29 protein-coding genes, 1 pseudogene and 1 other annotated feature are annotated in these 26,130 nt (G+C 34.6%); of the genes and pseudogenes, 2 read left to right on the top strand and 28 right to left on the bottom strand.

Features of this window, described 5'->3' with window-relative positions; translation table 11 throughout:
* The 5 genes and pseudogenes from Q0F04_RS01695 to Q0F04_RS01675 all read right to left on the bottom strand — a co-directional run.
* A pseudogene (locus tag Q0F04_RS01695) lies at nucleotides 1-138 on the bottom strand (DNA-binding response regulator); the annotation flags it as partial.
* 121 nt (nucleotides 139-259) lie between these two features.
* Complete coding sequence (locus Q0F04_RS01690) at nucleotides 260-1,024, bottom strand: PTS system mannose/fructose/sorbose family transporter subunit IID (RefSeq protein ID WP_295749430.1); 765 nt, start codon at nucleotides 1,022-1,024, stop codon at nucleotides 260-262.
* Nucleotides 1,025-1,033: 9 nt separating this feature from the next.
* The gene (locus tag Q0F04_RS01685; RefSeq protein ID WP_117573505.1) at nucleotides 1,034-1,813 is read right to left on the bottom strand and encodes a PTS sugar transporter subunit IIC; all 780 of its coding nucleotides are present in this window, start codon (nucleotides 1,811-1,813) and stop codon (nucleotides 1,034-1,036) included.
* Nucleotides 1,814-1,822: 9 nt separating this feature from the next.
* Nucleotides 1,823-2,101 (bottom strand): hypothetical protein, encoded by a 279-nt coding sequence (locus Q0F04_RS01680; RefSeq protein ID WP_295749428.1) that lies wholly within the window; start codon nucleotides 2,099-2,101, stop codon nucleotides 1,823-1,825.
* Nucleotides 2,102-2,150: 49 nt separating this feature from the next.
* Nucleotides 2,151-2,327: a hypothetical protein gene (locus tag Q0F04_RS01675; RefSeq protein ID WP_295749425.1), complete on the bottom strand. Its 177-nt coding sequence runs from the start codon at nucleotides 2,325-2,327 to the stop codon at nucleotides 2,151-2,153.
* A gap of 168 nt (nucleotides 2,328-2,495) precedes the next feature.
* Between Q0F04_RS01675 and Q0F04_RS01670 the strand changes: the two genes are divergently transcribed.
* Nucleotides 2,496-3,662, top strand: a complete 1,167-nt coding sequence (locus tag Q0F04_RS01670; protein ID WP_295749422.1) for a GGDEF domain-containing protein — start codon at nucleotides 2,496-2,498, stop codon at nucleotides 3,660-3,662.
* A gap of 53 nt (nucleotides 3,663-3,715) precedes the next feature.
* Here the strand turns inward: Q0F04_RS01670 and Q0F04_RS01665 are convergent, their stop codons facing one another.
* From Q0F04_RS01665 to dxr, 5 genes are all read right to left on the bottom strand, one after another.
* Nucleotides 3,716-3,898, bottom strand: coding sequence for a hypothetical protein (locus tag Q0F04_RS01665; RefSeq protein WP_295749419.1), 183 nt, complete (start codon nucleotides 3,896-3,898; stop codon nucleotides 3,716-3,718).
* The gene (metG, locus tag Q0F04_RS01660) at nucleotides 3,898-5,835 is read right to left on the bottom strand and encodes a methionine--tRNA ligase (RefSeq protein ID WP_295749416.1); all 1,938 of its coding nucleotides are present in this window, start codon (nucleotides 5,833-5,835) and stop codon (nucleotides 3,898-3,900) included. The genes Q0F04_RS01665 and metG overlap by 1 nt, the downstream gene beginning before the upstream one ends.
* A gap of 39 nt (nucleotides 5,836-5,874) precedes the next feature.
* Nucleotides 5,875-6,073, bottom strand: a binding site (T-box leader).
* Nucleotides 6,074-6,113: 40 nt separating this feature from the next.
* Nucleotides 6,114-7,625 carry a PHP domain-containing protein gene (locus Q0F04_RS01655; RefSeq protein WP_295749414.1) on the bottom strand — a complete coding sequence of 504 codons (1,512 nt, stop codon included), beginning with the start codon at nucleotides 7,623-7,625 and terminating at the stop codon, nucleotides 6,114-6,116.
* A 65-nt stretch (nucleotides 7,626-7,690) separates the two neighbouring features.
* Nucleotides 7,691-9,226, bottom strand: a complete 1,536-nt coding sequence (locus Q0F04_RS01650) for a hypothetical protein (protein ID WP_295749411.1) — start codon at nucleotides 9,224-9,226, stop codon at nucleotides 7,691-7,693.
* Nucleotides 9,227-9,277: 51 nt separating this feature from the next.
* Nucleotides 9,278-10,414, bottom strand: a complete 1,137-nt coding sequence (gene dxr, locus Q0F04_RS01645; RefSeq protein WP_295749409.1) for a 1-deoxy-D-xylulose-5-phosphate reductoisomerase — start codon at nucleotides 10,412-10,414, stop codon at nucleotides 9,278-9,280.
* Nucleotides 10,415-10,489: 75 nt separating this feature from the next.
* Here dxr and Q0F04_RS01640 point away from each other — a divergent pair, with 75 nt between their 5' ends.
* The gene (locus Q0F04_RS01640; RefSeq protein ID WP_295749406.1) at nucleotides 10,490-11,128 is read left to right on the top strand and encodes a cyclase family protein; all 639 of its coding nucleotides are present in this window, start codon (nucleotides 10,490-10,492) and stop codon (nucleotides 11,126-11,128) included.
* A gap of 8 nt (nucleotides 11,129-11,136) precedes the next feature.
* Here the strand turns inward: Q0F04_RS01640 and Q0F04_RS01635 are convergent, their stop codons facing one another.
* The 18 genes from Q0F04_RS01635 to Q0F04_RS01550 form a co-directional block, all read right to left on the bottom strand.
* Nucleotides 11,137-12,225 carry a GGDEF domain-containing protein gene (locus tag Q0F04_RS01635; RefSeq protein ID WP_295749404.1) on the bottom strand — a complete coding sequence of 363 codons (1,089 nt, stop codon included), beginning with the start codon at nucleotides 12,223-12,225 and terminating at the stop codon, nucleotides 11,137-11,139.
* 67 nt (nucleotides 12,226-12,292) lie between these two features.
* Nucleotides 12,293-14,707, bottom strand: a complete 2,415-nt coding sequence (locus Q0F04_RS01630; RefSeq protein WP_295749401.1) for a glycogen/starch/alpha-glucan phosphorylase — start codon at nucleotides 14,705-14,707, stop codon at nucleotides 12,293-12,295.
* Nucleotides 14,708-14,767: 60 nt separating this feature from the next.
* Nucleotides 14,768-15,286, bottom strand: coding sequence for a winged helix-turn-helix domain-containing protein (locus Q0F04_RS01625; RefSeq protein WP_117570896.1), 519 nt, complete (start codon nucleotides 15,284-15,286; stop codon nucleotides 14,768-14,770).
* A gap of 156 nt (nucleotides 15,287-15,442) precedes the next feature.
* Nucleotides 15,443-16,048: a Type 1 glutamine amidotransferase-like domain-containing protein gene (locus tag Q0F04_RS01620; RefSeq protein ID WP_295749396.1), complete on the bottom strand. Its 606-nt coding sequence runs from the start codon at nucleotides 16,046-16,048 to the stop codon at nucleotides 15,443-15,445.
* Nucleotides 16,049-16,183: 135 nt separating this feature from the next.
* Nucleotides 16,184-16,393: a helix-turn-helix transcriptional regulator gene (locus Q0F04_RS01615; protein ID WP_256267911.1), complete on the bottom strand. Its 210-nt coding sequence runs from the start codon at nucleotides 16,391-16,393 to the stop codon at nucleotides 16,184-16,186.
* A gap of 80 nt (nucleotides 16,394-16,473) precedes the next feature.
* On the bottom strand, nucleotides 16,474-17,229 hold the full coding sequence (locus tag Q0F04_RS01610) for a DNA adenine methylase (protein WP_295749392.1): 756 nt from the start codon (nucleotides 17,227-17,229) through the stop codon (nucleotides 16,474-16,476).
* Between the two features lie 76 nt (nucleotides 17,230-17,305).
* Nucleotides 17,306-18,283, bottom strand: coding sequence for an N-acetylmuramoyl-L-alanine amidase (locus Q0F04_RS01605; RefSeq protein ID WP_295749389.1), 978 nt, complete (start codon nucleotides 18,281-18,283; stop codon nucleotides 17,306-17,308).
* A gap of 84 nt (nucleotides 18,284-18,367) precedes the next feature.
* Nucleotides 18,368-18,739: a hypothetical protein gene (locus Q0F04_RS01600; RefSeq protein ID WP_256267914.1), complete on the bottom strand. Its 372-nt coding sequence runs from the start codon at nucleotides 18,737-18,739 to the stop codon at nucleotides 18,368-18,370.
* A 90-nt stretch (nucleotides 18,740-18,829) separates the two neighbouring features.
* Nucleotides 18,830-19,984 carry an RNA-directed DNA polymerase gene (locus Q0F04_RS01595; protein ID WP_295749385.1) on the bottom strand — a complete coding sequence of 385 codons (1,155 nt, stop codon included), beginning with the start codon at nucleotides 19,982-19,984 and terminating at the stop codon, nucleotides 18,830-18,832.
* A gap of 492 nt (nucleotides 19,985-20,476) precedes the next feature.
* Complete coding sequence (gene avd, locus Q0F04_RS01590) at nucleotides 20,477-20,977, bottom strand: diversity-generating retroelement protein Avd (protein ID WP_295749382.1); 501 nt, start codon at nucleotides 20,975-20,977, stop codon at nucleotides 20,477-20,479.
* A gap of 128 nt (nucleotides 20,978-21,105) precedes the next feature.
* The gene (locus tag Q0F04_RS01585; RefSeq protein WP_295749379.1) at nucleotides 21,106-22,185 is read right to left on the bottom strand and encodes an SUMF1/EgtB/PvdO family nonheme iron enzyme; all 1,080 of its coding nucleotides are present in this window, start codon (nucleotides 22,183-22,185) and stop codon (nucleotides 21,106-21,108) included.
* Nucleotides 22,185-22,517 (bottom strand): hypothetical protein, encoded by a 333-nt coding sequence (locus Q0F04_RS01580; RefSeq protein ID WP_295749376.1) that lies wholly within the window; start codon nucleotides 22,515-22,517, stop codon nucleotides 22,185-22,187. The genes Q0F04_RS01585 and Q0F04_RS01580 overlap by 1 nt, the downstream gene beginning before the upstream one ends.
* The gene (locus tag Q0F04_RS01575) at nucleotides 22,517-23,017 is read right to left on the bottom strand and encodes a hypothetical protein (protein WP_295749373.1); all 501 of its coding nucleotides are present in this window, start codon (nucleotides 23,015-23,017) and stop codon (nucleotides 22,517-22,519) included. The genes Q0F04_RS01580 and Q0F04_RS01575 overlap by 1 nt, the downstream gene beginning before the upstream one ends.
* A 1-nt stretch (nucleotide 23,018) precedes the next feature.
* The gene (locus tag Q0F04_RS01570) at nucleotides 23,019-23,327 is read right to left on the bottom strand and encodes a hypothetical protein (protein ID WP_295749371.1); all 309 of its coding nucleotides are present in this window, start codon (nucleotides 23,325-23,327) and stop codon (nucleotides 23,019-23,021) included.
* 11 nt (nucleotides 23,328-23,338) lie between these two features.
* Entirely contained in the window at nucleotides 23,339-24,226 is an 888-nt protein-coding gene (locus Q0F04_RS01565; RefSeq protein ID WP_295749369.1) for a putative phage tail protein, read from the bottom strand.
* Nucleotides 24,216-25,190, bottom strand: coding sequence for a baseplate J/gp47 family protein (locus tag Q0F04_RS01560; protein ID WP_295749366.1), 975 nt, complete (start codon nucleotides 25,188-25,190; stop codon nucleotides 24,216-24,218). Before Q0F04_RS01560 ends, Q0F04_RS01565 begins: the two co-directional genes overlap by 11 nt.
* Nucleotides 25,191-25,312: 122 nt before the next feature.
* Entirely contained in the window at nucleotides 25,313-25,771 is a 459-nt protein-coding gene (locus tag Q0F04_RS01555) for a DUF2634 domain-containing protein (RefSeq protein WP_278736460.1), read from the bottom strand.
* The gene (locus tag Q0F04_RS01550) at nucleotides 25,768-26,124 is read right to left on the bottom strand and encodes a DUF2577 family protein (protein ID WP_295749362.1); all 357 of its coding nucleotides are present in this window, start codon (nucleotides 26,122-26,124) and stop codon (nucleotides 25,768-25,770) included. The genes Q0F04_RS01555 and Q0F04_RS01550 overlap by 4 nt, the downstream gene beginning before the upstream one ends.
* Nucleotides 26,125-26,130 lie beyond the last annotated feature (6 nt).

Genomic DNA, 26,130 nt, shown 5'->3' with positions numbered 1-26,130 from the left:
CACATTATTATCACTTGCAATTCTTTTCGCTTTTTTCACTGATTCTGCTGAAAAAACCTCATATCCGGATTTTTTCAATGAAAATGTAATTCCACGATTTAAATTTTCATCATCTTCAACCACGAGTATACCAGGCATAGCATATGCACCTCTCTTTATTAACTATATATATATATATCAGCTGGAAGATGAACTTCCATATTTTATCCCTCAACTTCCGATTTATCTTTTTCTTCGTAAATAAATCATATTTTTAGACTTAAATCACTAAGATTCCAGCCATCTCTAAAATGACACAAAGAATAAATAAAATGACAATTAATAATACAGGTGAAAAGCCTTTTTTTAGTATCTTTGTACAACCAAAGAATACACATAAAGAAAGAACTCCAGGTAATACCATGTCTAAATCGGATTGAATGTTTACTACATTGATTGAGACAAATCTTTGTACTAAGATTCCAACCACAAACATTCCAAGCATACTTGCAGCTAATGTTACATTCTTTAAGAATGTATCGGATAAGTCTGTAATCAACTTAGTACCTTTTTTATAGCCAAGCTCTTGTGTGATCCATAAAAAGCCAAAGCGTAACACATTCCATGCCACAAAGAAGAAAATTGGACCTAATATATTTTGCGATAACGCAAGAGATGCACCAACAGCTGCAAGAATGGGACGCATAGTAAACCAGAATACTGGATCACCTACTCCTGCCAATGGTCCCATTAAACCAATCTTTACATCTTGAATGGATGTATCTGAAATATTGGAACCTTTTGCCTTTTCTTCTTCCATCGCCAAAACAATACCAACGATTGGAGCTGATACATATGGGTGTGTATTATAAAACTTTAAATGACGTTCTACAGCCAAATCATAATCTTCTTTACTAGGATATAATTCTTTTAATGCCGGAAGCAAGCCGTAGCACCATCCACCATTTTGCATACGTTCAAAGTTCCATGAACCTTGTAAATATTGATGGTTTAAACAAACCTTTAATCTTGTACTCTTCTTCATATAAACCACCTACTCATAATCGTTTAAGATATCCCCTAATGGATCATCACTAGAAGCACTTTCCTTTTGCTTATTATTATTCAACAACATATATAGCCAAACTAAGCCACCACCAATAAAGCATAAAGATATTAAAGATAAGTTTGTCATACATGCCAAGCCAAAACCAATCATAAAGAATGGATATGTAAATTTAGATCCTAATACATTCGCTACAATCGCAAATCCAACTACACAAACGACGCCTGAGCCAATCAATAAGCCTTTATAAACACTTAATGGAATCATTTCCAAGATTGAACAAATTACAGATGATGGAATCAATAATAATACAACCGTCGGAATCAAAACACGAATACCTTGCATACAAATGCCAACCCATTGATAGTATGAAACTTTTTTTGTCTCATCCATCTTGTGCACAAGTTTAATTGCTAAATTACGACATACCTTTGTCAAAGATAAACCCACTAATGATAATGGAATTGCCAGCGCAATACTGATCGCAATCACAAATCTTGCTTCAATTGCGCTATTTAATCCATGAACCATCAATATAGATGAAATCACACTCGCTAAACATACATCAGGAGCCACGGCTGCACCAATGTTGGCCCAACCTAAGGCAATCAATTGTAAAGATCCACCTAATAATAATCCTTCTGTTAAATGGTTTGTCACTAAACCAATTAGAGTACAGGCAACAATGGGTTGATGAAACTCAAACTCATCCAAGATGCCTTCAATACCTGCGACAAATGCCACAAGTAAAACTAAAATAGTCTGCATATCTCTCCCTCATTTCTTTTTGATTTTTTTAAAATCTTTTGAATTTAAAAAATAATACAAGATAAATGCCCATACAAGAAGGAGTACCGCACCCAATGATATAAACGTCTTATAATAAGAATATCCAAAAATAGCTCCTACGCTTAAAATCAGGCCAACAAATACATAGGATACAAATTCCTGGATTACATCATAGATTTCTTGAAAACTATATTGATTATGTGTAGCTTCATTTTCCTGTAGTCCATCATATATACCTTGTGCAATATCTTTTAAAAATCTTTTCATAAGTATAATATACCACAAGAAAAGGCTTTCCCATCAGGAAAAGCCAAGATTATTTATTATTCATCATCTTAAGTGCAATTCTAAGAACACAAATGCCCATCACCACAATCACAATTGAGTTTAATAACCAAGTGTTGATTGTACTCGGTATTTTATAAATAAAAACGGTACATGCGCAAAGTAGTAAAATTAATAATTCTACAACTGAATTTTTAATCATAGTCATATCTGTACCTCCTTTACATTTTTAGTATAAAACACTTTAAATAAAGTACAATATGACTAGATACGATTGAACAGACATTTATCCAACGCTTAATTTATCCTTAATCTATGTTAATTTTAATTTACATAAGATTCAATTTCTCATTTGCAACTTCTGATAAAGAGGATTATGATTAAAGTAACTAACCATATAGAAACGGAGTTAATTATGATCAACATACCCGAGATACTGGTGGCAAACGGGACTGGAGCATTTTTAGTACTCTTTTTACTTTTATATCGAATTCGTGTTGCACAAACGAATCAGTTTGACGAAAAAGCATACAACTTTATGCTGATAATCACCTTTGTTGCCACAATCAATGAAACGCTTAGTTTTATCATTGAAGCACGCCCAGGTTTTATCTTTTATATTCTGCAATATCTCACAAATACAATAGCTTCAGCTATCTCAGGCATCATCGGATTTTGTTGGTGTCTATTCGTGGAATATCATATTCATAGAAATTTTGAGCGTATCAAGAAGAAATCAAGACGCTTAGCCATTCCATTGATGATGGCCACGATCTTGATCATTATCAATTTATTTGGCAACGGCATCATCTTTGATATTTCAAAAGAAAACATATATACCCGTGGCCCAATGAACTTTATTTTGTATATCATTGTCTTTATTTATTATATTGAAAGTATATATACGGTTCAAAAAGCTAAAAACGATTCTACTTTAGTCGAATTCTTTCCTATATATTACTTTATCATTCCTTGTATGATTGGCACCATGATTCAAGGTTTCTTCTTTGGGATTAGTACAATTTGGCTATGTGTTGCGATCGCATTTATCTTAGTTTATATTGAAATTCAAATATCCATCTCCTATATTGATGATTTGTCTGGACTTTACAATCGAAAATACATGAATCATTATTTAAACAAGCTACAAAACAATAAAACGAAACATGTATACGGATTCTTGATGGATATCAATGAATTTAAAGCCATCAATGATACCTATGGACATTTAAAAGGCGATCATGCCCTCATACAGTTTGGTAAAATTCTACAACATTCAATCGATAAAGATTCAGTCGCCATTCGTATGGGTGGTGATGAATTTGTGGTCTTCGCAAAACTACAGTCCGATACAGAAGCTGTGAAATTGAAAAAGCGAATCGAATACAATGTTCGTCAATTCAATATCCATTCTAAAGAACCATTCCATTTATCATTCTCGATTGGAATCGCAAAATACAACGGAAAAAACATCGATACATTCTTATCCGCAATGGATGATTCTATGTATGAAGCTAAAAACATGCATCGTTTGATGCAATAATCAAGGCGAGCAATCGCCTTTTTATTTTGCACAAAAAAAGGATGAGATTTTATTTACTCATCCAATTTATCAATCACTTTTTTTATGTAGTAGGTTCTTAATAAGCCAAAGATCAAGATCACGATTCCAATAATAGAAATCGCTTTTTCTTGATACAACAAGCCAAACACAAAGACGACAATGCCAAGTCCAGCAAGCTGTAATTGTTTAAAAACAACCTTTTGTTTATCATTCATTAGCGAACAGTTACGCCATTAGGCATTTCTTTTGCGACTGTGACAAATGACAAGTCTTTCTCATCTGTAGCACACAAAATCATACCATTTGATTCTACACCACGTAATTTAACTGGTTTTAAGTTTGTCACAACAACAACCTGTTTTCCAATCAATTCTTCTGGTTTGTAGTGTTTCGCAATACCACTCACGATTTGACGAACTTCACCACCCAAATCAACTTGTTCAACCAATAAGCGATCTGCCTTTGGATGTGGTTCACACTTCACGATCGTACCTACTTTGAATTGTAGTTTCGCAAAATCATCAATTGTGACTTCTTCTACTTTTTCTTCTTTTTTAGGTGCTTCTTTTTTAGCTGCCTCTTTTTCTTTATTGAATTCTTCCATGAATTTCTTTTCATCGATACGCGCAAACAATGGTTCACACTTTTCAACGACATGAATATCTGTTTCTAAGTTTCCAAAAGATTCACAAGAATCTAAATCCGTTACTTTTGTATTTAAATATGCGAACATCTTATCTGCAGTTTCAGGTAAGAATGAGTGCAACAATACAGCTGAAATACGAATAGATTCTAATAAGTTATATAAAACTGTAGCTAAACGATCTTGTTTTGTTTCATCCTTCGCAAGTACCCAAGGCATTGTTTCATCAATATACTTATTTGTACGACGAAGCAATGTGAATACTTCATCTAATGCATCACCAACACGAAGTTCTTCCATCTTAGCTTCAACTTTCTTCTTCGTTTCTAAAGCACAAGCTTTTAATTCTTCATCCACTGGTTCACATACATTTGGATTTGTGACTAAACCACCAAAGTATTTATTTGACATCGCAATTGTACGAGATACTAAGTTTCCTAAAATGTTTGCCAAGTCTGAATTGATTCTTTCAATCATCAATTCCCAAGTAATCGTTCCATCTTGTGCAAATGGCATTTCGTGTAAACAATAGTAACGAACAGCATCTACACCAAAGTGAGCTACTAAATCTTCGGCATAAATCACATTCCCTTTTGATTTAGACATTTTGTCACTTCCAGTAAGTAACCATGGATGACCAAATACTTTCTTAGGTAAAGGTAAATCCAAAGCCATTAAAATAATTGGCCAATAGATTGTGTGGAAACGCAAAATATCTTTACCAATAATGTGAGTAGCTGGCCAATATTTTTTAAACTTTTCATCACTTTCACCATTGGCATGATAGCCAAGTGTAGTGATATAGTTGCTTAATGCATCAATCCAAACGTATACAACGTGTTTTGGATCAAAGTCAACAGGAACTCCCCATGTAAATGATGTACGAGATACACAAAGATCTTGTAATCCTGGACGCAAGAAGTTATTCAGCATTTCATTCTTACGAGATTCTGGTTGAATGAAATCAGGATGATCTTCAATATATTTGATCAAGCGATCTGCATACTTTTGCATATTAAAGAAGTAAGCTTCTTCTTTCGCCTTCTTAACTGGACGACCACAATCTGGGCAACATCCATCTACCAATTGAGATTCTGTCCAGAATGATTCACAAGGCGTACAATACCATCCTTCATAAGTTCCTTTATAGATATCGCCTTGATCATATAAACGTTTAAAAATGCTTTGTACTTCTTTTACATGATAATCATCTGTAGTACGTACAAAATAATCATAGCTTGTGTTCATTAAATCCCAGTTTGATTTAATTTGAGCAGCCACACCATCTACGAATTCTTGTGGACTTACACCTGCGGCTTTTGCCTTTTCTTCAATTTTTACACCATGCTCATCTGTACCTGTTTGAAAGAATACATCGTATCCTTGTGCTCTTTTAAAACGAGCAATCGCATCCGACAAGATAATTTCATATGTATTCCCAATGTGAGGTCTACCTGATGTATACGCAATGGCCGTTGTTAAATAAAATGGTTCTTTCTTTTGTGTCATCTTCATTTCCTCCTATCCTACAAATTAAAAAAGCCTTCATCCAAGGACGAAAGCTTCGTGGTACCACCTTAGTTTGTGTTTTCACACCTCAAGCTGTTAACGCCAGCATACGTCTTTACCTACCTATCGATAAAGAAGCTCCAAGACCATCTTCTCTATATATTGTACGCAGATTCACACCAAACCATCCGCTCTCTTTAGTACGCCATATAAATACTCTTCTTTTCTAAGCTTATTGACTTGTTTATTATACGCTATAAAACGTATTTTGAGCAAATTTATTTCGCAGCTTTTGTCAAAATTTTTACCAACGGCAAAGCCTTTTCAGGACAATTTGAAACACCCATATGGTATTTTGGCTTAGTAGGACCATGATAATCACTACCACAAGATACGAATAATTTACGCTTTTGAACAATTTTTAATGCCGCCGCAATGGTTTGTTCATGAATATCATTAGAGAAACATTCCACTCCATCCATGCCTAAATCCACAATTTCTTCTAGAACATCATCTGAAATATAGTCTAAGTGCCAGCTTGATAAAATCGCAATACCTCCAGCACTGTGGATCGCATCAATCACCGCTTTCGCATCCGGATAGTTAGCCTTTACATAACAAGGTCCATTCTTTCCAAATACATCCGTTTCAAAACGAGACATCGCAACACTCTCACTTTCACAGCTATCAATATACTTCTTCACAAAAGGCAATAAACGCGTTCTTTCGTTATGGAACACCATCTTTGTGATTTCAGCTGGTGTAATCGTTTGGAAACGAGAATTTGAAATTAATGAATCTACATCAATACGAATGCCTGAGTAATTTTCGAATTTTTCAACACGCTCCATTGATAAATCTTTTTCACGCTTTAAAGAATTTTGTTCTAACACTTCAAACACTTCATTCGTCCAGTCAATATAATAACCTAGAATACGTACTCGCATTCTTTTATATTGTGCATCCACTTCCACGCCTGGAATATATTGAATGTTGTACAAATTTGAAAAACGAACCGCTGCCGCATTCGCTCTTGCACAGTTATGGTCTGTGATTGAGATAACTTCCAAGTGATTTTCTTTGGCTTGTTTGAATAATTCTTCTACATCATAATAACCATCATCGCTGTAGTTTGAACGAATATGTAAATCGATTGGTGTTACAACCAATTCTTCTTTTACTAAAGCTGGTTCTACTTTTGTTTCAAAACGAATTTCCTGATCGGGTTCATTCACTGGAACCAAACCAAAAATCAAATCAAATAGAGTTTGTTGGTTTGGCGTGATCAAGACAACAATACCATTGATGAGCCACCATAAGATGACGCCTGGCACTTGAAAGAAGAATCCTAAAATCATCAAGGGAAGACCAAATCCCAATGCTTGTCGTAAAATCAAATTGATTGGCATTGCCTCTTTTTTGTTTCTACGAACCAATTTCAAATCCATAATGGCATATCCAAATGACTGCCCATTTGTTCGTGCTGTAAAAAACGCAAGCAATAATACGCTAGATACAAACAACAAGGCAAACATTAAATAGAATAATAAATCAAAGAAGTGCGGTGGAATCAATCCACACATAATTAATAAAAACTCAAGAACCCATATATAAACAGGCAACAAACAAATGTTGACATCCATCAAAAACGCAAAGAAGTGATTTTGGTAATCTCTTAGATTTCGCTTTAATGGAGTAGCATATTTATATCCGCCTGCACGATACAATTTCGATTTTTTTTGAAAGTATGCTAGAGTTAGATCTTTAAAATTGTATTTCTGTTGTTTCATAAAATCATAAGCCTTTCTTTCGTTATTATAACAATTTTTGGACATGAAAAAAAGGGCCATAGCCCTTAATCTTGTTTTCTTAAACGTTTTAGTGCAAATGTTAATGCCCCCAAAGACATCATACATAACCATGAATAGATCGATACATTTGTGTTTGTTGATGTGTTTACAGGTGTATACTTTCCTGCACTCATACTAAATTTTTGTGCTTCCTGCAATAAACGTTGATATTTTTTACCAACCTTATTCACTAATTCTGCATTGACTGCATTTTTATCCGCTGTAGATAATTTTACCCAGCTAGGCATCGCAGAAAGGATCTTTTGATAATTCAAATTATTAGCACTTGTAAAGATATTTCCACTTGCACTCGTTAAATATGTCTTAATGAAATTATCCGCTGCCGTACTTGTAACCTCTTGTTTGACTACAGTTTCTACTTTTGCAGCTTCCACATTTTTTGTTTCTACAGTTGGAACCACAACTTGAGGCTGTTCTTGTACAATTGGTGTTTGTGCTAGTAATTCATTGCTTGCTTCTACTTTTGGTGCAACCTTTTCTTCTAAAGTAACCACCTTGTATACAAAGTTTGAATTATCTTCTAAATACGCATTTAAATGCGCTAATGTCTCATCTATCTTTTCTTGTGTTGACTCATCATTTGAAAGTACAAGACTACAAGCATCCAATTCTTTCTTGAAGTTATTATAAGACTCTTCTTCAAGCATGTCCTTATCCGATTCTAAGACTTCACTGGCTTCCTGTACTGTTTCATTCAACTTAGAAAAATCCGCTTTTTTAACTAAAGAAGTAGCTGCCGCATTTAAAGCAGACTGTGCCTTTGTGATATCTTCAACAGTACTTGCACCATTCTCTAATACCTTTTTAGCTTCATTCAAACTTGTTTCATATGCAGTATAGCTACGAGTCGTATAGCTATCTTTACCATATGTACTTGATTGATCTACGATAGCTTTTAAACCAGAAATATTGATCAATGCTTTTTTTGCACCATCTAACTTAGACAATTCTAACGTTAATTGTTCTAAAGTTGAAGTTGTAGATCCAAGCAATTGACTTGATTCATCCATCACTGTTTTTAAAGTGGCATAGCTATTTGCAGTAAAGATTGTAGAATCTAAACTTTGTGCATCCTTTAAAGATGAATCCAATGCGTTTTTAGCGTTTATGATCAACGTATTTGCCTCAGCTACAATAATATCATATGCACTTAAATTACATCCTTCAGCTTTTTTCATACCTGTTTTACTATATGCATCTTCATAAGCTTTTTTGATTTGATCCTGGTTTTCTTTAGTCAAGACTTTAAACAATTGATCTCCTGCTAATACGAAAGAATAATTCTTTTCATCCACCTTAGTGATCAATGTATATTTTTCTACATCTTTATTTGTACTATCTTTAACAATTTCTTTTGTACTCAAATATTGTTTGATAAAATCATCGGCAGTAATTGTCTGTTGGGCTTTTTCTTCTAATTTTACTGGCTGTACTTGTTTGGCAAGCACATCCATATTTGGATTTGAAGCCACACAAACTGCTACAGCACTTGCGACACAATAAACTTTTGCTTTATTCACGACAAACCCTCCATTCCATTTCACTATTTTACTCCCAAAATATCAATTGGTCTAGTCCCAATATTCCACAACAAACTTTCGCGCCCATGCATCCGTTGCTTCTAATTGTTCAATTGTAGGGTTTTCAATATATTCTGCCTGCTTACAAGCTTGTTCAATACTTTCTTCAATTTGTAGAAATGAAATCTTTTTATCTAAGAAAAGCTGTACCGCCTGTTCATCCGCTCCATTAAATACAGCACCTAGATTTCCTTCTTTTTTACCAATGGAATATGCTAACTTCAACATCGGATAACGAACATAATCCATTTCTTTAAAGTTCAAATCCATTGTTTTTGTCATATCCAAAGGATGATCCTCCTTTAATACCGGACGATCAGGATAACATAACGCATATTGAATTGGTAAACGCATATCAGCAGATCCAAGTTGTGCAATAATTGCGTTGTCATTGTATTCAACCATAGAATGCACAATGCTTTGACGGTGCAATACCGTATCAATTTTTTCATAAGGCAAATCAAATAAATAGTGTGCCTCAATCACTTCAAAACCTTTATTCACCATAGTCGCACTATCCACAGTGATTCGTTTTCCCATATTCCAGTTTGGATGTTTTAAAGTCTGTTCTACTGTTACATCACTTAACTCATCCCTTGTCTTATCTCTAAAACTACCACCACTTGCCGTAATAATTAAGCGCTTCACATCAACACTTTGATTTCCCTGCAAAGATTGGAAGATGGCAGAGTGTTCTGAATCAATTGGATATAGTTTGGTGTTTGTTTCCTGCAATGTCTGACGCACCAAAACACCACCCGCAACCAAGCTTTCTTTATTGGCCAATGCCACATCGATCCCTTTCTTTAAGGATGTAAGTGTCGGTTTTAAACCTCTAAATCCAACAACAGCATTCACCAACAAATCGTATTCACAGTTTTCAATACATTGAACCATGGCTTCATCACCACTATACACAGTAACGCCACTTAATTCTTTAGCCTTAGAAACATCTGAAATACCAGCCACCTGAATGGTTGGATGTTTATCAATGATTTTCTGCATTACATCTGCTTGATGTCCAGCCGCAATACCAACTAGACAAAATTGGTCTGGATGTTGTTCAATCACATCCACTGTTTGTAAACCGATAGAGCCTGTAGCTCCTAATAATAATATTCTTTTCATAATTCATCACCTGTACTTATAATTTTAACACAATACAGATAGAATTGTGGTTAAATAATCATAAGGAGGTACCTTATGAAAGTCATCGATTTAACACATACCATTTCAGAAGATATGCCAGTTTATCCGGGTACAGAAAAACCTAAACTCACTACAGTCAATACGTATTCAAAAGATGGATTTAAAGAAACATGCATCCAAATTTGTTCTCATGTCGGAACGCATATGGATCCACCAGCCCATATTTATGAAAATCGCACCACATTGGATCAATTTTCACCAGAACAATTCATCGGTAAAGCTTTAGTTGTAGATTGTAGAGATTTAAAGGAAGGACAAGCCATCACAACCGATAAAATCAATATGGTTAAAGCCAAATCGGCCGATTTTCTCCTCTTTAATCTTGGTTGGGACAAACGTTGGAAGAAAGACACTTATTTTAATGACTATCCTTGTATTGATGAAGAAGTATTAGAATTCATACTTCAAGGAAATTTTAAAGGTATTGGCTTTGATGTGATCGGATTGGATCCCATACATGATGAAAATTTGACTCGACACAAAGCATTATTTAAAGATACAGATATTGTGAATATCGAAAACCTTGCTAACTTAGATCAATGTGGAGAGGATTTGTTTTGGTTTAGTTGTTTCCCACTTAAAATCAAAGATAGCGATGGCTCACCAATACGAGCAATTGCCTGGAATGAATAAAGACCGGATTACCGGTCTTTTAATTTCTTCTTTTCATTATATAGTTGTTTATCCGCTTCAATAAACCAATCACTCCATTTATGTATACCCTTATGATATGGTGCGCAACCAATACTCACATCTAGATCAAATGGAAAAGCTAATTTTTGAATCGAATCATGAATTCTTTGGCATAAACCTTCTACATCATTCCCCTTATAGACAATCACAAATTCATCCCCACCATAACGAGCAATAAAATCACTCTTTTCAATGCAGGATTCTTTTAAACAATTCGCAATGGATTTTAGTGCTAAGTCACCTTGAGCATGTCCATGCTCATCGTTGATCTTTTTGAATCGATTCACATCCAGCACCAACAAATGCATATTTACATCTTGACTTCTTACACATTCAAACAAATGCTGTTCCATACGATTGCGGTTGTTTAATTGGGTTAATGGGTCAATAGAAATCATTTGTTCTTCTAAACTAATGTATACGATCAATATACTAAGACTGGTTCCTACGCAGAAAATAGGAATATCACGGAAAAAATCTTGCATTGTGCCAATCAACAATAGTGACACCATATAAATGCCTAATATCTGATTCGATTTCTTTTGTTGATAATTCTTAGCCCTATGACTATAAATATAAGCTTGATAAGCTCCAACCATAAAATAGAGATCGTTTATAAATACATACAAAATATAGAGTGGTCCTTCTCGAAAATTTCCATATGAATCGATTTGAAATAAACAGCCATTCAATGTATTCACAAGTAAAAGGACAACGCTTGCGACCACAGGAATCATTGCGAATAACGTTTGCGATTTCTTTGCATAATGAATATCAAGCATTGTCTGAATATAGTTAAACCATGCAAGTGTACATAACGAAAAGAACAGGAAGCACATTTCATTTAGAAATAGGTCCTGACTATTTGTCGTCATTCGGACTAAATCGGTTTGAAAATATAATATATGTAAAATGACAACAGCTAAAAAGCTGACTTTTTGAGTATTTTTCATCATAGAACGATAGGTTTTAAATCCTAAAATCAGCATGATAGCTACACATATATAATAGATTTCCGCAAAAAGAATTTCGTTCATACAACAATTCTATCACGAAAAAAAGATCATATCACCTTTGTTCGGTAAATATGATCTGTTTTTTGAATTAATCTTCAAATGACAATGGTTTTAAATCCCAGATTTCTTTAGCATATTCGCTAATTGTACGGTCACTTGAGAAGTATCCTGATTTGGCGATGTTGACTAACATTGTCTTAGCCCAGCGACTCTTGTCCATGTAACGTGCTTGTACTTTTTCTTGAGCATATACATAAGCATCAAAGTCAGCTAATACAAAGAATTCATCATTACGCATCATTAAGTCGTTGTCGATCAACTTGAATTCGTTTGGATCATTTGACCATGTGCAATTCTTAAGTGAATCAACCACCATACGAATGTTGTAGCTTTTGTTATATAAGTTCCATGCATTATATGAGTTTTCATGACGAAGTTCATTGATGTCTTCTACATGTAAACCAAAGATTTCAGCATTTTCGTATCCAACACGCTCAACGATTTCAACGTTAGCTCCATCAAGAGTACCAAGAGTGATTGCGCCATTCATCATGTACTTCATGTTTCCTGTACCACTTGCTTCTTTACCTGCTGTAGAAATTTGTTCAGAAACATCGGCCGCATTTAATAAGATTTCAGCAATAGATACTGAGTAGTTAGGAATGAAGACAACCTTCATATATTTAGAGATTTCTGGATCATTATTCACAACACCTGCAACCATGTTGATCAATTTAATGATTTCCTTCGCTAAATCATAACTTGCTGCTGCTTTTGCAGAATAGAAGAATGTACGAGGGTAAATTCTAAATGAAGGATCCTGTTTCATTCTTAAGTATAAATACATAACGTGGAAGATATTTAATAATTGACGTTTGTATGCGTGAAGACGTTTAGCTTGGCAATCAAAGATGGAATTCACATCAATATCAATACCTAAGTTTTCTTTTACATAGGCAGCCAAAATCTTTTTACGTTCTAATTTCACATCCATGAATTTAGCTTGTAAATCTTCTTCTTCAACGTGTGCCATTAAATCTTCTAATTTTTCTGGATTTGTCTTGAACTCATCTCCAATTGTTTCTTCTAATAATTGAGTCAATTGAGGGTTTGAGAACAATAACCATCTACGGTGTGTAATACCATTTGTCTTATTGTTGAATTTATTTGGATAAATTGTCACAAAATCTTTGAATACATCATTTACTAAGATTTCAGAGTGAAGTTTCGCAACACCGTTTACACTGTGAGAACCCACAACAGCCAAGTTAGCCATGTGTACTTGTCCTTCTTTAAGAATAGAAACATTGTTGAAGATTCCACATAATCCTCTGTGATCTACGTCATATTTGAAACGACGGTTGATTTCTTCAATGATCATGTATAGACGTGGCAACAATGAACGAACCATGTCTTGAGACCATTTTTCAAGTGCCTCTGCCATAACTGTGTGGTTTGTATACGCAACAGTCTTAGTTACGATATTCCAAGCATCATCCCAGTCATAGAAGTAATCATCCAATAATACACGCATTAATTCAGGAATAACTAAAACAGGGTGTGTATCGTTTAACTGAATCGCAACTTTATCACCTAAATTATCTAGGCTTGGATATACACGTAAGTGTGAACGAATAATTTGATCAATTCCAGCACATACGAAGAAATATTCTTGTGTTAAACGCAAACGTTTTCCTTCGATTGTTGAATCATCAGGATATACGTTAGCTGTAATAGCTGTTACTTGATTTAAGTATTCATTTAATCCACCTGAGTTTACAGAATCTTCATCAACTTCTGCATCCCATAAACGAAGTGTATTTGTAGTTGTTGTATGATATCCAACGATTGGTTCATCATAAGGTACGGCACGTACTACAAAGTCTGGATGATGTTGTGCATGGAATTTTCCATATCCATCCATATATCCATCTACGTAACCACCAAATTTAACTTTTACGGCATGTTGAGGTTTCCATACTTCCCAAACATTACCATTCTTTAACCAGCAGTCTGGTAATTCAACCTGTTGGTTATTTTCAATTTTTTGTTTGAATAAACCATAACGGTAACGAATACAGTTACCATGTCCTGGTAAGTCAAGAGATGCTAATGAATCCATGAAACATGCGGCAAGTCTTCCTAAACCACCATTTCCTAATCCTGCATCACTTTCAATGTTTTCCATGTCATTGATGTCCATACCCAAATCTTTTAAACCATCTTTAACAATATCATAAATATTTAAGTTCATTAGGTTACTTGTCATTAAACGACCCATCAAGAATTCCATAGAAAAATAATAAAGCTGTTTTGATTCTGTTTTCTTGATCGCATTTTTAGTTTCTCTCCAATGCTCTCCGGCAAAATCACGAATCATGTTACCAAGGACAATATATCTCTCTTCAGGATATGTATCTTCAAAATCACGTCCATAGGCATCAGAAACAGCTTCTTTAAAGCTTTCTTTAAAACTATCTTTAGACTCAAATAGATGTGGCATAATCTAAATCTCCTTCCAACACTTTTACATTATACCTTTATTTCAAGCCATTTTTCAACTTTATCCCACTTTAAAAACATCAAAATCCCAAAAATAGCCAACAGTTTTATGGGTTTTGATGTATTCATCACCCAAAAGGCGACGAATTGAGGCGATATGAACCGTCAAAGTGTTATCCAAAATTTCGTGATGATACGCCTGTTCCAAGTAAAAAACCAACGCCGATCTTGATACTGTTTTGTGAGGAACGTCCATCAGTGTTGAAATAATGGTAAAACTTGCCTTAGGAATAAAGATCTTTTCTTTACCCTTTTGGATAATGTTAGAATCCATATCAATCAATAGATTTCCTGTTCTATATAACCCCTTTTTCTTTCGAACATTTTCAATAGACATTGAAATCAATCCGTTACTGTAATTTCTCACTTCATCATTCACTTTTAAGTTTTGGCATAACATAGCTGGTGTTTTGTAGTAAACCTGCCCGTTTTCTTCAATACGATCCACAGGATATCCATTATCGACTAACTCTTCGAGCAGTTCTAAATCGACCTCCGTAATCAATTTACAAAACTTCATATGTATACTTTTCTCCTTTAACTAACCATTTCACATTTGGCTCGTATCAATAGTATCCCATATCTATGTGAATTTAACATTAAAAACTAACTTTTTGTTAATTTGTGCAAACTTTCGATTAATTTGTACAAATAAATAGTACCTTTTTATGATTTTTCACTCAAATTTCTCTATTTTACCGAAACATTTAATGTTTGAATCTATAATCATTCCACCCTCTTCATAGATGCCATACACAGGAATTTGTTTTTCAGAATTCACCTTTTCAATACTTTGCATCTGTACTTTACTTCTTCTAAAATGAGGTTCAATCGCAAAACCAGATAAACAGCCTAAACCGGTCTGATATGAAAATTCTGGATAATCCTCATCTGGACTTATGTGATAAGAATCAAGCTGAATCATGGCTCCTGCACTATATCCAATCATAATTCCCTTATAATTTTTAATCAGCTTCTTTAATTTCTTTTCTTTAATTCGCTTCATCATCAGATCTGGAGCTCCACCCGTCAACATCAAAACAGAACTATTTAAAATCTTTTTCTTCATTTCATCCATCGAATCTTTAAAGTAATTGACCCATACAATTTGTTCCTTACCAATTCCATACTTGTAGAACACATCTTGATTAGAGCGATACCATATGCCTTGTCCAGGCGCATATTGTTTATTCCAATCCAATTCATTTTTTGTATCATCAAAAAAGCTAAATGGAAGGATACAAACACGATCATTTTTAGATATATACGATTTTAAATTCATATAGATCCACTTTTCATCGATTGTAGTGTTGCGCGCAAAATGCAAAAATGTTGCAAATAAAATGCAAAAAATAGGTTTAAAAAAAAGACATTTTAAACGGCTTTTAAACGCCAAATAAATGTCCTTTTTTAATGCTTATTTTCTGTTTCTTATTTTGATTAAATCACACACTTCACAATTCAAAACTGAGCATATTTTTTCAATATGTTCTAGACTGATTCTATCCACCATTTCCCAATATATTTCATTAATCGTGTTAGGTCTAATACCAGTCTTTCTAGCAAGTTCTGCCTGAGTCATTTTCTTATTTCCTAATAGCTCAGACAGGTATATTTTAATCGCCATAGCAACGCCCCTTTAAGTGAATTTTATCACCCCAAACATTGCTATAACATTATTGATATTTTATATCGTATTTTGATATTTTACTTGTAATTTCTTATAATCAATTCTTTATATCTAGAATCGCCATCTTTAACAAGATTGTTATTTCTTTCAACCTCTTCTATATAAAAGTCTGAATACAACTCTCTTATGAATGCACAATCATTATAGGAAAGAATAAACCTACCTTTTATATCTCTTAGAATATCTCTTAATTTAATATGATCTTCTTCGTCAAACAAGTTACCATAATATTTTTCAGTCTTATAATATGGTGGATCTAAATAAAACAGAGCATTGTTTCTATCATATACTTTAATAAGATTATCATAGCTTTTATTTTCTATGACAACTCTATTTAAACGTTTACTGATTTCAGGAAGCATATTCACCGAATACGATATATTTTTAGCGTTTGTTCCATATGTTTTTCCGTCAGCCCCAAAAGATACCTTTATTAAATATAGAAAGCGTGCTGCTCTTTGAATATCAGTTAATCCATTGATATTCATTTGTTCTTTATAGTTAATAAAAATCTCTCTAGAATTTAATAAGAATTCGCATTCTCTTTGGACTTCCTGAGCGTGGTATTTAACGCATCTATATAGGTTAACTAAATCACCATTTAGATCGTTATACACCTCTAATTGCTTACCGTATTGTTCTTTTGCAAATAATACCCATCCTGCACCTCCAAACACTTCGATATAGCGTGATGGTTGCTCTTTAGGAAACCTGCTTAATATCTCTTTTCTAAGTAACTTTTTACCGCCAATCCATGGTATAAAACTATTCATTTTTAATCTCTCCTTCCACACAAAGGGCATTGCTATGAAAAGGAGAGTAGGATAGCATTTCCTACTATCCTACAAATTACTTACACAAACTATTTACAATGCTTTGAATTGCATCATAGTTATACCCAGCAGCTGTCAAACGGGCCTTACGATCAGCTCCGTTTCCCCAATTACCAGCAATAACCTCTTTAGCAATTGCTTCGTTGGATTTACCAGGCTTTGAACCATATAATTTTTCATCAACTTTTGCTTGTACTACATCGTAATTGTAACCTGCGCTAGTTAAACGATTCTTACGATCAGCTCCATTTCCCCACTTACCAGCGATGACTTCATCTGCCAACTGATCAATGGTTTTTGTTGGCTTTGGAGCAGGGCTTGAATTTCCTACCATTTGATTTACTAATGATTGAATAGCATTATAATCGTAACCTGCGCTAGTTAAACGGTTCTTGCGATCAGCTCCGTTTCCCCACTTACCAGCAACCACCTCTCTTGCAACTTCCTCACTGGATTTTTTGTTACCTGTAGATGGTGTAGATGGAGATTCAGTTCCATTCATCATTTGATCATACCATTGTTGAGCTTTTTGCATATAAGCATCTCTTTGCTCATCCTGTAAACGACCAGGGCAAGATGTAGCTGCGAAATGATTATGAGGGAATACATTTACTTTCCATTGAGGACGTCCCAATCCATAATACTTACATAGCGCTGCAACTAAATGAGCTCCTGCATCTAAGCATGCTTCACTAATATATCCGCCTTCTTTATTAGCATGTTCAATTCCAATACTTGAACAGTTAGCATCCCAGTTGCTTGCATGCCATGCTGTATCACTATCCCAAACCAACTGTCCAATACGACCTGAAGATTCAACTTGATAGTGTGCTGAAGCTGGTCTGTTTTGCCATACAGAATAACATCCTTCTACAGTTAAATCGCCTGCGTTATAATGAATGATAATTTTATTGATTTTTCGTCCTGAACGCCCACTAGTATAGTGCGTGTTCAGGATTTTATTTACATCAGCATTTAAGTTTTTCCAATCCATTACTCATCACTTCCTTCCACACCTTTTCCCATGGCGTTAAGTTCTTCTTCCATTTCTGGAGTAATTACAATATCTTTTACATCTTCATTCATTTTCTTCACCTCCTGATTTTTCTAATAATTCCACTCCAGTAGAGATAGAATCTTGAAGCAACTTTCTTTGTTCACGAATATTAGCAATAAACTCATGAATAGCAGGTGCTCCCGCTGAAATAATCAAACCTGAAATGATATTGCCTACATATGGAATTGTTTCATTCATATCGAAGTATTTAAATACATCGATACTAAACATAAACGCAAACAAAACGCCTAATAATGCAGCCAACACATCCGCTGGTAGATACTTCATTACCTTATTACCTAAGACTACTTTTAAGCGTTCAACGATAAATTGAATCAACACCGCAAAAACGATCAATAATAATAGTAATGATGTTGTTTTCGAAATATCCATTACATATTCCTCCTTTCATCGCTCATTCTATAAAAAATAAATAAAGTCGAAAAATAAAGAACTTTAAAACATAATTAAAAGGTAACGAAATTAATCGTTACCTTGATTTCTAGTCAGTACAAACCAACCATCTATTCCTTTTTCATAATCACCAAATATTTCTGTTTTTAATGCGTAACTATTACAATGTTTCAACAGCCCAAAATATGAATTAACTACTTGCATAGCGTGTTCTAAAGTGCAATCTCCTTCATTGTATCGTTTCATCACGCCTTTTAAGTTCCTTTTAATTCTCAAGGATGTGCTCTTCCTTATTTTTATATGTGTAGCCCATAAGCGAAAACCACAAAATTCTATTCCTTGATTGATTGGTCTAATACAGGTCTTTTGGTTCATTTCCATTTTCATGACATTATTTGCGAACTTTTCTAGTTTTTGATGCCATTCTTTTATTTGTTTCTTATCATCAGAAAGCACCACAATATCATCCTGATAGCGTATATAACACTTGATTCCTAATGTCCTTTTAGCATATTGATCTATCTGATCATTATAAACATTCGCTAACATCTGTGAAATCAAAGCGCCCACTGGCATTCCTTTATCATATAAACGTTCGCTCATTTCAACATCTTCAGGACGCATGCCTCTAGGCAAACCAAAAGGCATATCAGGGCTTTCTATGCGGGTTGCAAGCCATCTAACAACACGATTATCCTTAATTTTCTTCTTCAATACATCAATCATGACTTTATGATCTACTCTATAAAAGTATTTGCTAAAGTCTATTTTCAAGTAATACCACTTGTTTAGATCGGATACATCTAAACCGTGTTTCAGCTTATTGTATCTTGTGCTATTGACTAATTTAAGCCAATAATGAAGTCTTTTAACTGCTGCAATTTGTCCTTTTCCTTTGATGCAAGCATAGGAATCCTTGATGTACATCCTAGTAAACATAGGGCTTAAAACTTGATAAAACGCCCACTGTTTTATCACTTCAGGAAAGTCTTGAGCAAGGATCAAACGACACTTTGGTTCGTAAATATAGAACTCTTTATATTTAGGATAATCAGCAACTTCACTTCTTAATTCATTTTGAATCTTAACTAGATTTGCTTCTAGATTTTGGGTAAATATGAGTACATCTTTTCTATATCTTTTGTTTTTACGAGCGTTTAAATAAGCCTTGTATATGTTTTCATCACTAACGATATAGTCATATACATTCTTTATTTTCGCCATGATCATCACCTAATTTTTAAGATGCTTAACGGAGTTCATTTAACATTACTATCGGTTTTCATCTTTATTTAATTTTTTTGCTTATTCAGCATGGAATTAGACTCCTTTATTCCCTTGATTTGAAATGACAGACGTATCCATCATATACCTAATTACAAGAGCAGAGCGGAGCGAAAACCTACATTGTGATTCGAATTGGAGCGTGGGTCATTCAAGTAGACAGCGAACACGCCTGCATTGCCACCATTATTCCAATTGCCACCACGAAAAGGCAAATCATATAGTCCAATCCCATTACTCTTTATAGGGTTAGAGCGGAGCGAAAACCTCTATTATCGTCAGAGATGGAGCGTGGGTTGTTCAAATTCAAAGCGAACACGCCTGCATTGCTAGAATTATTGAAGCCGCCACCACGAAAAGGCAAACGCTAATAGCCTAATCCCAAAATAGCATAAAAGAATAGAGTGGAGCGAAAAAGGGCTCACAATTCATCTAAACCTTATGACTTTTTTGACATGTATAACAAAGAGATTTACCAAAATTTTTCATTGAATATTCATAAGACTTAGGAGTTATTCTTGTGCCACATTTCTCACAAACATATGGTTTATCAACAGCTTTATTTCCTGATTTTTCTTTTTCAGCCTTAATCCAACCACCTAACATCTTGCCGACTTTATCTAATCTTCTAGACATTTCCATATAGTGGTTTTCGCCTTTAAAATATTTCAAGTCAAATGCTAATCTTACATAAACCTTTAATACAGCTAGTTCTACATCCATTTTTTCGAGTGTTGTAGTCTTAGCGTATTTTTTATTAGCAGCAATAGCATATTCAAGAACTGAATCCATCTTTTTTTTAATATCTTGAACTAAAGAAAATTTTTGACTCTTTGGAAAATGATCCAACAATGGATAGGCATATAGCAACATATCATAAACCTCCTGCTGTATGATCAGCTGCGTTTCATACGAACCTAATTGATTATCCATTGTTACCACCTCTGGTAAATTATAACATGTGTAAGAATATACACAATAAAAAAAATAATCCCACCAGCTTAATCGCTGGTGGGAATGATTGCCACTTACGTGGCAAAAACAGAACACTGATACCAAAATTACTGACCGACAAAAGCGGAGCGAAAACCTACATTGTGATACGAAGAGGAGCGTGGGTTGCTCAAAGTCAAAGCGAACACGCCTGCATTGCTAGAATTATTGAAGCCGCCACCACGAAAAGGCAAACGCTCTCCCTTATTTCTCATATAGATATAATCACCATGATTTGCTTTTGTTCCATCAGGATAAATTGCTAAAGCCTTTAAGATTTCAGGCGGAGTAATGCTTCCATCTGCTGTCATATCTTCAAATTGTCCTGCTGCATATGGATCATCAGTAGTTTGTTGATGTGCTAGAGCAGTTACTAATTTAGGAACTCCTTTTCCTGTATTTACAGTGCCTGGATCTACTGTATAGTCAAGCTTTAATGTATTAGCAGATTTTGGAGCAACTAAGTTTCCACTCTTATCAATCGCTTTCCAATGGCTAGAATTTGCACTCATATCTGCATCACATGCTGCATTATTATCAGCAATTACTTGGATTTCACCATCGACTAAGCGAAGTCCTCCAACCCATTCCCATACATTTCCGTTCAAGTCAAAGATACCTGAATTGCTACCATCGTGTGCCCATGTAACTGGGCCTGAACCTGTTCCAGTTCTTCCAGTTTTTCCATCATATTTATAGGTTTCAACACCTTTTTCATGCGGATATGATACATCGCTTCCGTAATTGTTATTCCCTCTTGGGAAGTATCCGTTCTTTTTACACCACAATGCAATTGCAGCCCATTCTGCGTTCGTCATTAAGTGCCATCCTTTACCTTTGTTTTCACAAGCTTTTCTTGCTGTATCAAAATCAACATAAACTTTTGGATCTTGCATTGGTAAAGAATATGCTCGATCATTCACTACGATATTTTGGTACTTGCTAATAAAAATCTCATCTTTTTCTACACCATTGACAATAAAAGCTGGATGGACGGAATTAGAACCACCTTGAATTACATCTGAAATTTTAAATTTAGGAATTCTTACCATGATTGACGGATTTCCTAAATCATCAAATAAGACTGTATTTTTTCCGCCAGTTGCTGCTTCAACTGCTAACTTGATCGCATCAAAATTTGTTTCCATTATTCTTCAACCCCCCATAATGTAATGTCTACATTTTTAATATCAAAAGGAACTGCTACCTTGTTGTATTTTGTGTGGCCTTCTTCATCCACACCATCTTCTACAAATTGGTATTTTCTAGCTAAAATATCAATTTGAGCCACATAATTATTAGCTAGTCCCATGCGCAAACATCCAAATTCATCCATGCAAATGTCGATATGCATTGGATCATCACGTTCATACTTAGCTAGATTCAACATTAATTCATCATTGAAAATAATTTTATTTCCAATAATTTCATAGTCAATCTTTGTTCCTTCGTTCTTATTGATTATCTTTACACCATTCATTAATATCGTCCTCCTGTTACTTTATATTTTAATTTCACATTTTTTGCACTGCCTTTAAACGCCAATTTAAATCCATTTAACTGCTTGTCAAAAACTTCAATTGTTTCAATATTCCCGTCCGTTTCCGACACTTCGATTTGAACAACATAATCAAGATTTGACCTTTTTTCTTTAATTGGGACTGTTATCGAACCAGATGAAAATGGATATTTATTTGTATTTTTGATAGTTACTACACCAAATTCACCATGATTTTCTGCAGCTGCTCTTTGTAGCTGAAGCGTTTCTTGTTGCAAAAACAGAGCAAGAATCTGATTTGCAAGAATCCCTTCTTCCATGTTGTTATAGTTTTTAGCGTTTCTTGGCGTTCCTTGTTGAATCACATCACCTTCTGCACGAACTATATCTGCAGTTCCATCTTTATTGTTTGTAATTCGTCTACGCATTGGATATTGCGTTACGTGATCGAGCCATTTTGTTGCTTTATACAATAATCCCATACTAGCTTACCTCCATAAAATTAATCGTTATCTTTACAATAATTCCTTCATTCAAAGGATTGAATTTAATGTTTTCAGCCTTTTTATAAAATAGATCTCCTGATGTGTCATATAAGGCGATTTCAGATACAGTTACTTCTTGACTGATTGATGGGTTAAATTGTAAATGCAATACTAACTCCGATTCATTCTCTTCAATACTGTTAATCGTTGCCTCATAATAGGTATTTTGGATTTTATACTTTGCTGAAACAATTTCTCTATGTGCATGAGATACCAAACCTTTAAATGCTTTCGTACTAAATGGCATATCCATACCTCCTAATCTTCGCCACAATAATCGCCATCCTCTTGGACAAATAAAAGCGGTGTGGCGTAGTTTTCTATATCCACGTTTATTTGTCCGTTCTCTTCATTACCAACGCCCAGCGTTGAAATATGAGGGATTATCCCCGCTTCAAAAGATGTAAAGTCATAATCATATCCATGTGTTTCATGTACCGCGTTAACTTTAATATCTCCATCCTCTACACTTCCTAAAGTAGAAATTATTGGATATTGACCTGTATACACATAAGGGAATGAATGACTTTCATTTCTTGCTTGAACTTGTATTCCTGGTTTTTCTATCTTTCCTATATAGCTTAGTTCAGGTGTTTCTCCACAATAATCAAAATCATTGCCAAGACCACCACATACATCATGAGCTACTTTGTAAATGGTTGAACTGACTTTAATTCCGATTGTCCATTTCCAGCACATCATAACTGTAAAAGCAAGATGTGCTGGTTTAATAATTTCCACCGCTGCTTTGATATCTTCGATATTGATTAATTGGTCGTTATCTCTTAAGACATCAATCATAAAAGCATACTTACCGTAGTATTCTTCTATTTCCGTATCGCATTCAGTAATAGATGAAACAACTGTTTTGATGGCATCTACAGTTGAATTTGTTCTTGTATTTAGCTTTGCAAGAATTCTTCCTATTCTTTCTGAATCGGTAAGAGCAGGACTGACATTCAATCCGAACATTTTCTCATATCTTGAAAGGTAGATACTGGCTGTACTGATCGAAGTTTGATTCCGCATCAATTCAATATAGTCAAAGAACTCATCCAGGCCTTTTTGTTCGGCATATAAAAGTTCCTTCATTTCAGGAATATCAAGTATAAATTGAGGAAGATAGTTAACTGAATCAATTCTCATGAAGTGTTATCTCCGATAGAGAAAAGAATTCTGCAGCTTCTGCCGTGATGGATTGTTTCCTACCGTTAACCGTATAATCCAAGACGTCTGCAACTCCTTCAACGTTAAATATCAAGTCGCTTATCTTGAAGTAAGATAACACTTTGCTTTCTTCCTCGTAAGCAATTCCTGTTAGATATTCACGGATAATGCGATTGGCTTCTGTTTGAACATCAGCAAGCCTATAACCAGCTGAAACTTTAATTGTGCAATCAATAATAATTTCTTTTGCTTCAGCTTTTGAAACTGTTACTTTAGCACCTATCGGTCTTTGTGCTTCAATGTAGTCCGCAACATTTTTTATCACTGTATCATCAGGGGCAGTTCCGTTTGAAGATAAAATTACGACCTTGACAGTCCCAGCTCCATTCCATAAAGGAATACATCGAGCGTTTCCAACGCCTGAAACCTGTTTTGCCCAATATATATAAGAATTGGCATTTCCTGAAGCAATCGGCATTTGTATCTTTTCGTAAATCCTTTTTCGGTAAGAATCATCCGTTTCTTCTTCAGTTCCACCTTCAAAAGGTTCTTCATTGGTTACTTGTACCCCATCAATTCCTTCTGTAGCCCTAATTCCAGTAATCGCACCTGCTAGAACGTTTCCAGCAATTCCGAGTTCTGTACATGTTGCTCTAACACTAGTTGTTCCTGAAGAAGAGATGATCGCTTCAAAATCAGTTGTAAACGTACAGGTGTCTGACAAAAGGGTCGTTCCTTTTGGGATGATTGTTCCTTGTGCTCCAGTGAATTTAACATAACCACTAGATGCAGTTGCTAGATTTCTTGCCAATCCATAATCCAATCCTTTTCGATCTAAAAATTCATATACTGCTGTGTCTAGCATCGCCATATCAATAAAATCAATAATTCGCATGTTGATAGCTCTTGCCATTTCCTGAGCTACTGCCTGTATGCTATCCATAGCGAATGAACCTTCGATTTTAGATGCTGGATTATTCAAGTATGATCTAATACGACTTTTGATTTCTTCAGCTGTGTATTCGCCATTACTCATAGCATCTATCACTTCTTGATAATCTCTTTTCATTGTCCAACACCTTCTTTCATTATCTGTTCATACTGCATTTGTCCATATATAGAAATTACAGTAAATCGAATCAACACTTCCGAGCCTTTTACTTCAAATTCAAAACTATTCAATTCCTGAATATAAGGGTTATACATCAATGCCTCTGTAATGTATCTCTTCAATTCAAGAAGCATGACTTCTTGGTCTATCGCTTGAGAAATCATAGAAAACATCTCATTTCCATAATCTTCCGTATAGGCTAGATGCTGATAGCGTGGAGTCATCAATGCCTTATATATCCACACTTTCAAAGCCTCGTTTCGATATACATAATAGTTTTGTCCCGCACTGTTCGCTAAAAGACAATTATTTTTGAAATCAAACGCATACTCGCATAATTCTTCTAATTTATCACTCTCAATAACATCTTCGTACTTGCTTGTATCGATAAAAGGAAAGATTGAATTGTTCATGCAACCTTCGTAACTCTTTCCAATACATAAAAGGAAACACCATCTAAAAGAACGATAACAGTATCACCAGCATTTAATAGGTCAGCTTTAAACATCTTTCTTATAAAGCTAAGTAAACTGCTAGGAACATAATTGTGATTCATATCCCAAGTAATATTGGAATCTATTGCTTTTGATGATGTTTTTAAAAATGAATTATTGACATAAATATGTTCAGTAATTATTTGATCATACAGTTTTAGCTTGAACGGACTAGTACTGACTACTTTAGCAACATATAGATTGTTGCTATTTTGACATTTGCTCTTTAGTGCGTTCACTAAATTCACTATTTTTCTATCTGTTTTTTTCATAGGTGC

The sequence above is a fragment of the uncultured Holdemanella sp. genome, from assembly GCF_934772795.1.
GTDB lineage: Bacteria > Bacillota_I > Bacilli_A > Erysipelotrichales > Erysipelotrichaceae > Holdemanella.
The sequence above is the reverse complement of the archived record's forward strand: the minus strand, read 5'-3'. Positions and strand labels throughout refer to the sequence as shown.

Excerpts from the sequence above, each read along its gene's own strand:
- Q0F04_RS01690 (WP_295749430.1), bottom strand. The coding sequence starts at position 1,024 with ATGAAGAAGAGTACAAGATTAAAGGTTTGTTTAAACCATCAATATTTA.
- Q0F04_RS01685 (WP_117573505.1), bottom strand. The coding sequence starts at position 1,813 with ATGCAGACTATTTTAGTTTTACTTGTGGCATTTGTCGCAGGTATTGAA.
- Q0F04_RS01680 (WP_295749428.1), bottom strand. The coding sequence starts at position 2,101 with ATGAAAAGATTTTTAAAAGATATTGCACAAGGTATATATGATGGACTA.
- Q0F04_RS01675 (WP_295749425.1), bottom strand. The coding sequence starts at position 2,327 with ATGACTATGATTAAAAATTCAGTTGTAGAATTATTAATTTTACTACTT.
- Q0F04_RS01670 (WP_295749422.1), top strand. The coding sequence starts at position 2,496 with ATGATTAAAGTAACTAACCATATAGAAACGGAGTTAATTATGATCAAC.
- Q0F04_RS01665 (WP_295749419.1), bottom strand. The coding sequence starts at position 3,898 with ATGAATGATAAACAAAAGGTTGTTTTTAAACAATTACAGCTTGCTGGA.
- metG (WP_295749416.1), bottom strand. The coding sequence starts at position 5,835 with ATGACACAAAAGAAAGAACCATTTTATTTAACAACGGCCATTGCGTAT.
- Q0F04_RS01655 (WP_295749414.1), bottom strand. The coding sequence starts at position 7,625 with ATGAAACAACAGAAATACAATTTTAAAGATCTAACTCTAGCATACTTT.
- dxr (WP_295749409.1), bottom strand. The coding sequence starts at position 10,414 with ATGAAAAGAATATTATTATTAGGAGCTACAGGCTCTATCGGTTTACAA.
- Q0F04_RS01640 (WP_295749406.1), top strand. The coding sequence starts at position 10,490 with ATGAAAGTCATCGATTTAACACATACCATTTCAGAAGATATGCCAGTT.
- Q0F04_RS01635 (WP_295749404.1), bottom strand. The coding sequence starts at position 12,225 with ATGAACGAAATTCTTTTTGCGGAAATCTATTATATATGTGTAGCTATC.
- Q0F04_RS01630 (WP_295749401.1), bottom strand. The coding sequence starts at position 14,707 with ATGCCACATCTATTTGAGTCTAAAGATAGTTTTAAAGAAAGCTTTAAA.
- Q0F04_RS01625 (WP_117570896.1), bottom strand. The coding sequence starts at position 15,286 with ATGAAGTTTTGTAAATTGATTACGGAGGTCGATTTAGAACTGCTCGAA.
- Q0F04_RS01620 (WP_295749396.1), bottom strand. The coding sequence starts at position 16,048 with ATGAATTTAAAATCGTATATATCTAAAAATGATCGTGTTTGTATCCTT.
- Q0F04_RS01615 (WP_256267911.1), bottom strand. The coding sequence starts at position 16,393 with ATGGCGATTAAAATATACCTGTCTGAGCTATTAGGAAATAAGAAAATG.
- Q0F04_RS01610 (WP_295749392.1), bottom strand. The coding sequence starts at position 17,229 with ATGAATAGTTTTATACCATGGATTGGCGGTAAAAAGTTACTTAGAAAA.
- Q0F04_RS01605 (WP_295749389.1), bottom strand. The coding sequence starts at position 18,283 with ATGGATTGGAAAAACTTAAATGCTGATGTAAATAAAATCCTGAACACG.
- Q0F04_RS01600 (WP_256267914.1), bottom strand. The coding sequence starts at position 18,739 with ATGGATATTTCGAAAACAACATCATTACTATTATTATTGATCGTTTTT.
- Q0F04_RS01595 (WP_295749385.1), bottom strand. The coding sequence starts at position 19,984 with ATGGCGAAAATAAAGAATGTATATGACTATATCGTTAGTGATGAAAAC.
- avd (WP_295749382.1), bottom strand. The coding sequence starts at position 20,977 with ATGGATAATCAATTAGGTTCGTATGAAACGCAGCTGATCATACAGCAG.
- Q0F04_RS01585 (WP_295749379.1), bottom strand. The coding sequence starts at position 22,185 with ATGGAAACAAATTTTGATGCGATCAAGTTAGCAGTTGAAGCAGCAACT.
- Q0F04_RS01580 (WP_295749376.1), bottom strand. The coding sequence starts at position 22,517 with ATGAATGGTGTAAAGATAATCAATAAGAACGAAGGAACAAAGATTGAC.
- Q0F04_RS01575 (WP_295749373.1), bottom strand. The coding sequence starts at position 23,017 with ATGGGATTATTGTATAAAGCAACAAAATGGCTCGATCACGTAACGCAA.
- Q0F04_RS01570 (WP_295749371.1), bottom strand. The coding sequence starts at position 23,327 with ATGCCATTTAGTACGAAAGCATTTAAAGGTTTGGTATCTCATGCACAT.
- Q0F04_RS01565 (WP_295749369.1), bottom strand. The coding sequence starts at position 24,226 with ATGAGAATTGATTCAGTTAACTATCTTCCTCAATTTATACTTGATATT.
- Q0F04_RS01560 (WP_295749366.1), bottom strand. The coding sequence starts at position 25,190 with ATGGATAGCATACAGGCAGTAGCTCAGGAAATGGCAAGAGCTATCAAC.
- Q0F04_RS01555 (WP_278736460.1), bottom strand. The coding sequence starts at position 25,771 with ATGAACAATTCAATCTTTCCTTTTATCGATACAAGCAAGTACGAAGAT.
- Q0F04_RS01550 (WP_295749362.1), bottom strand. The coding sequence starts at position 26,124 with ATGAAAAAAACAGATAGAAAAATAGTGAATTTAGTGAACGCACTAAAG.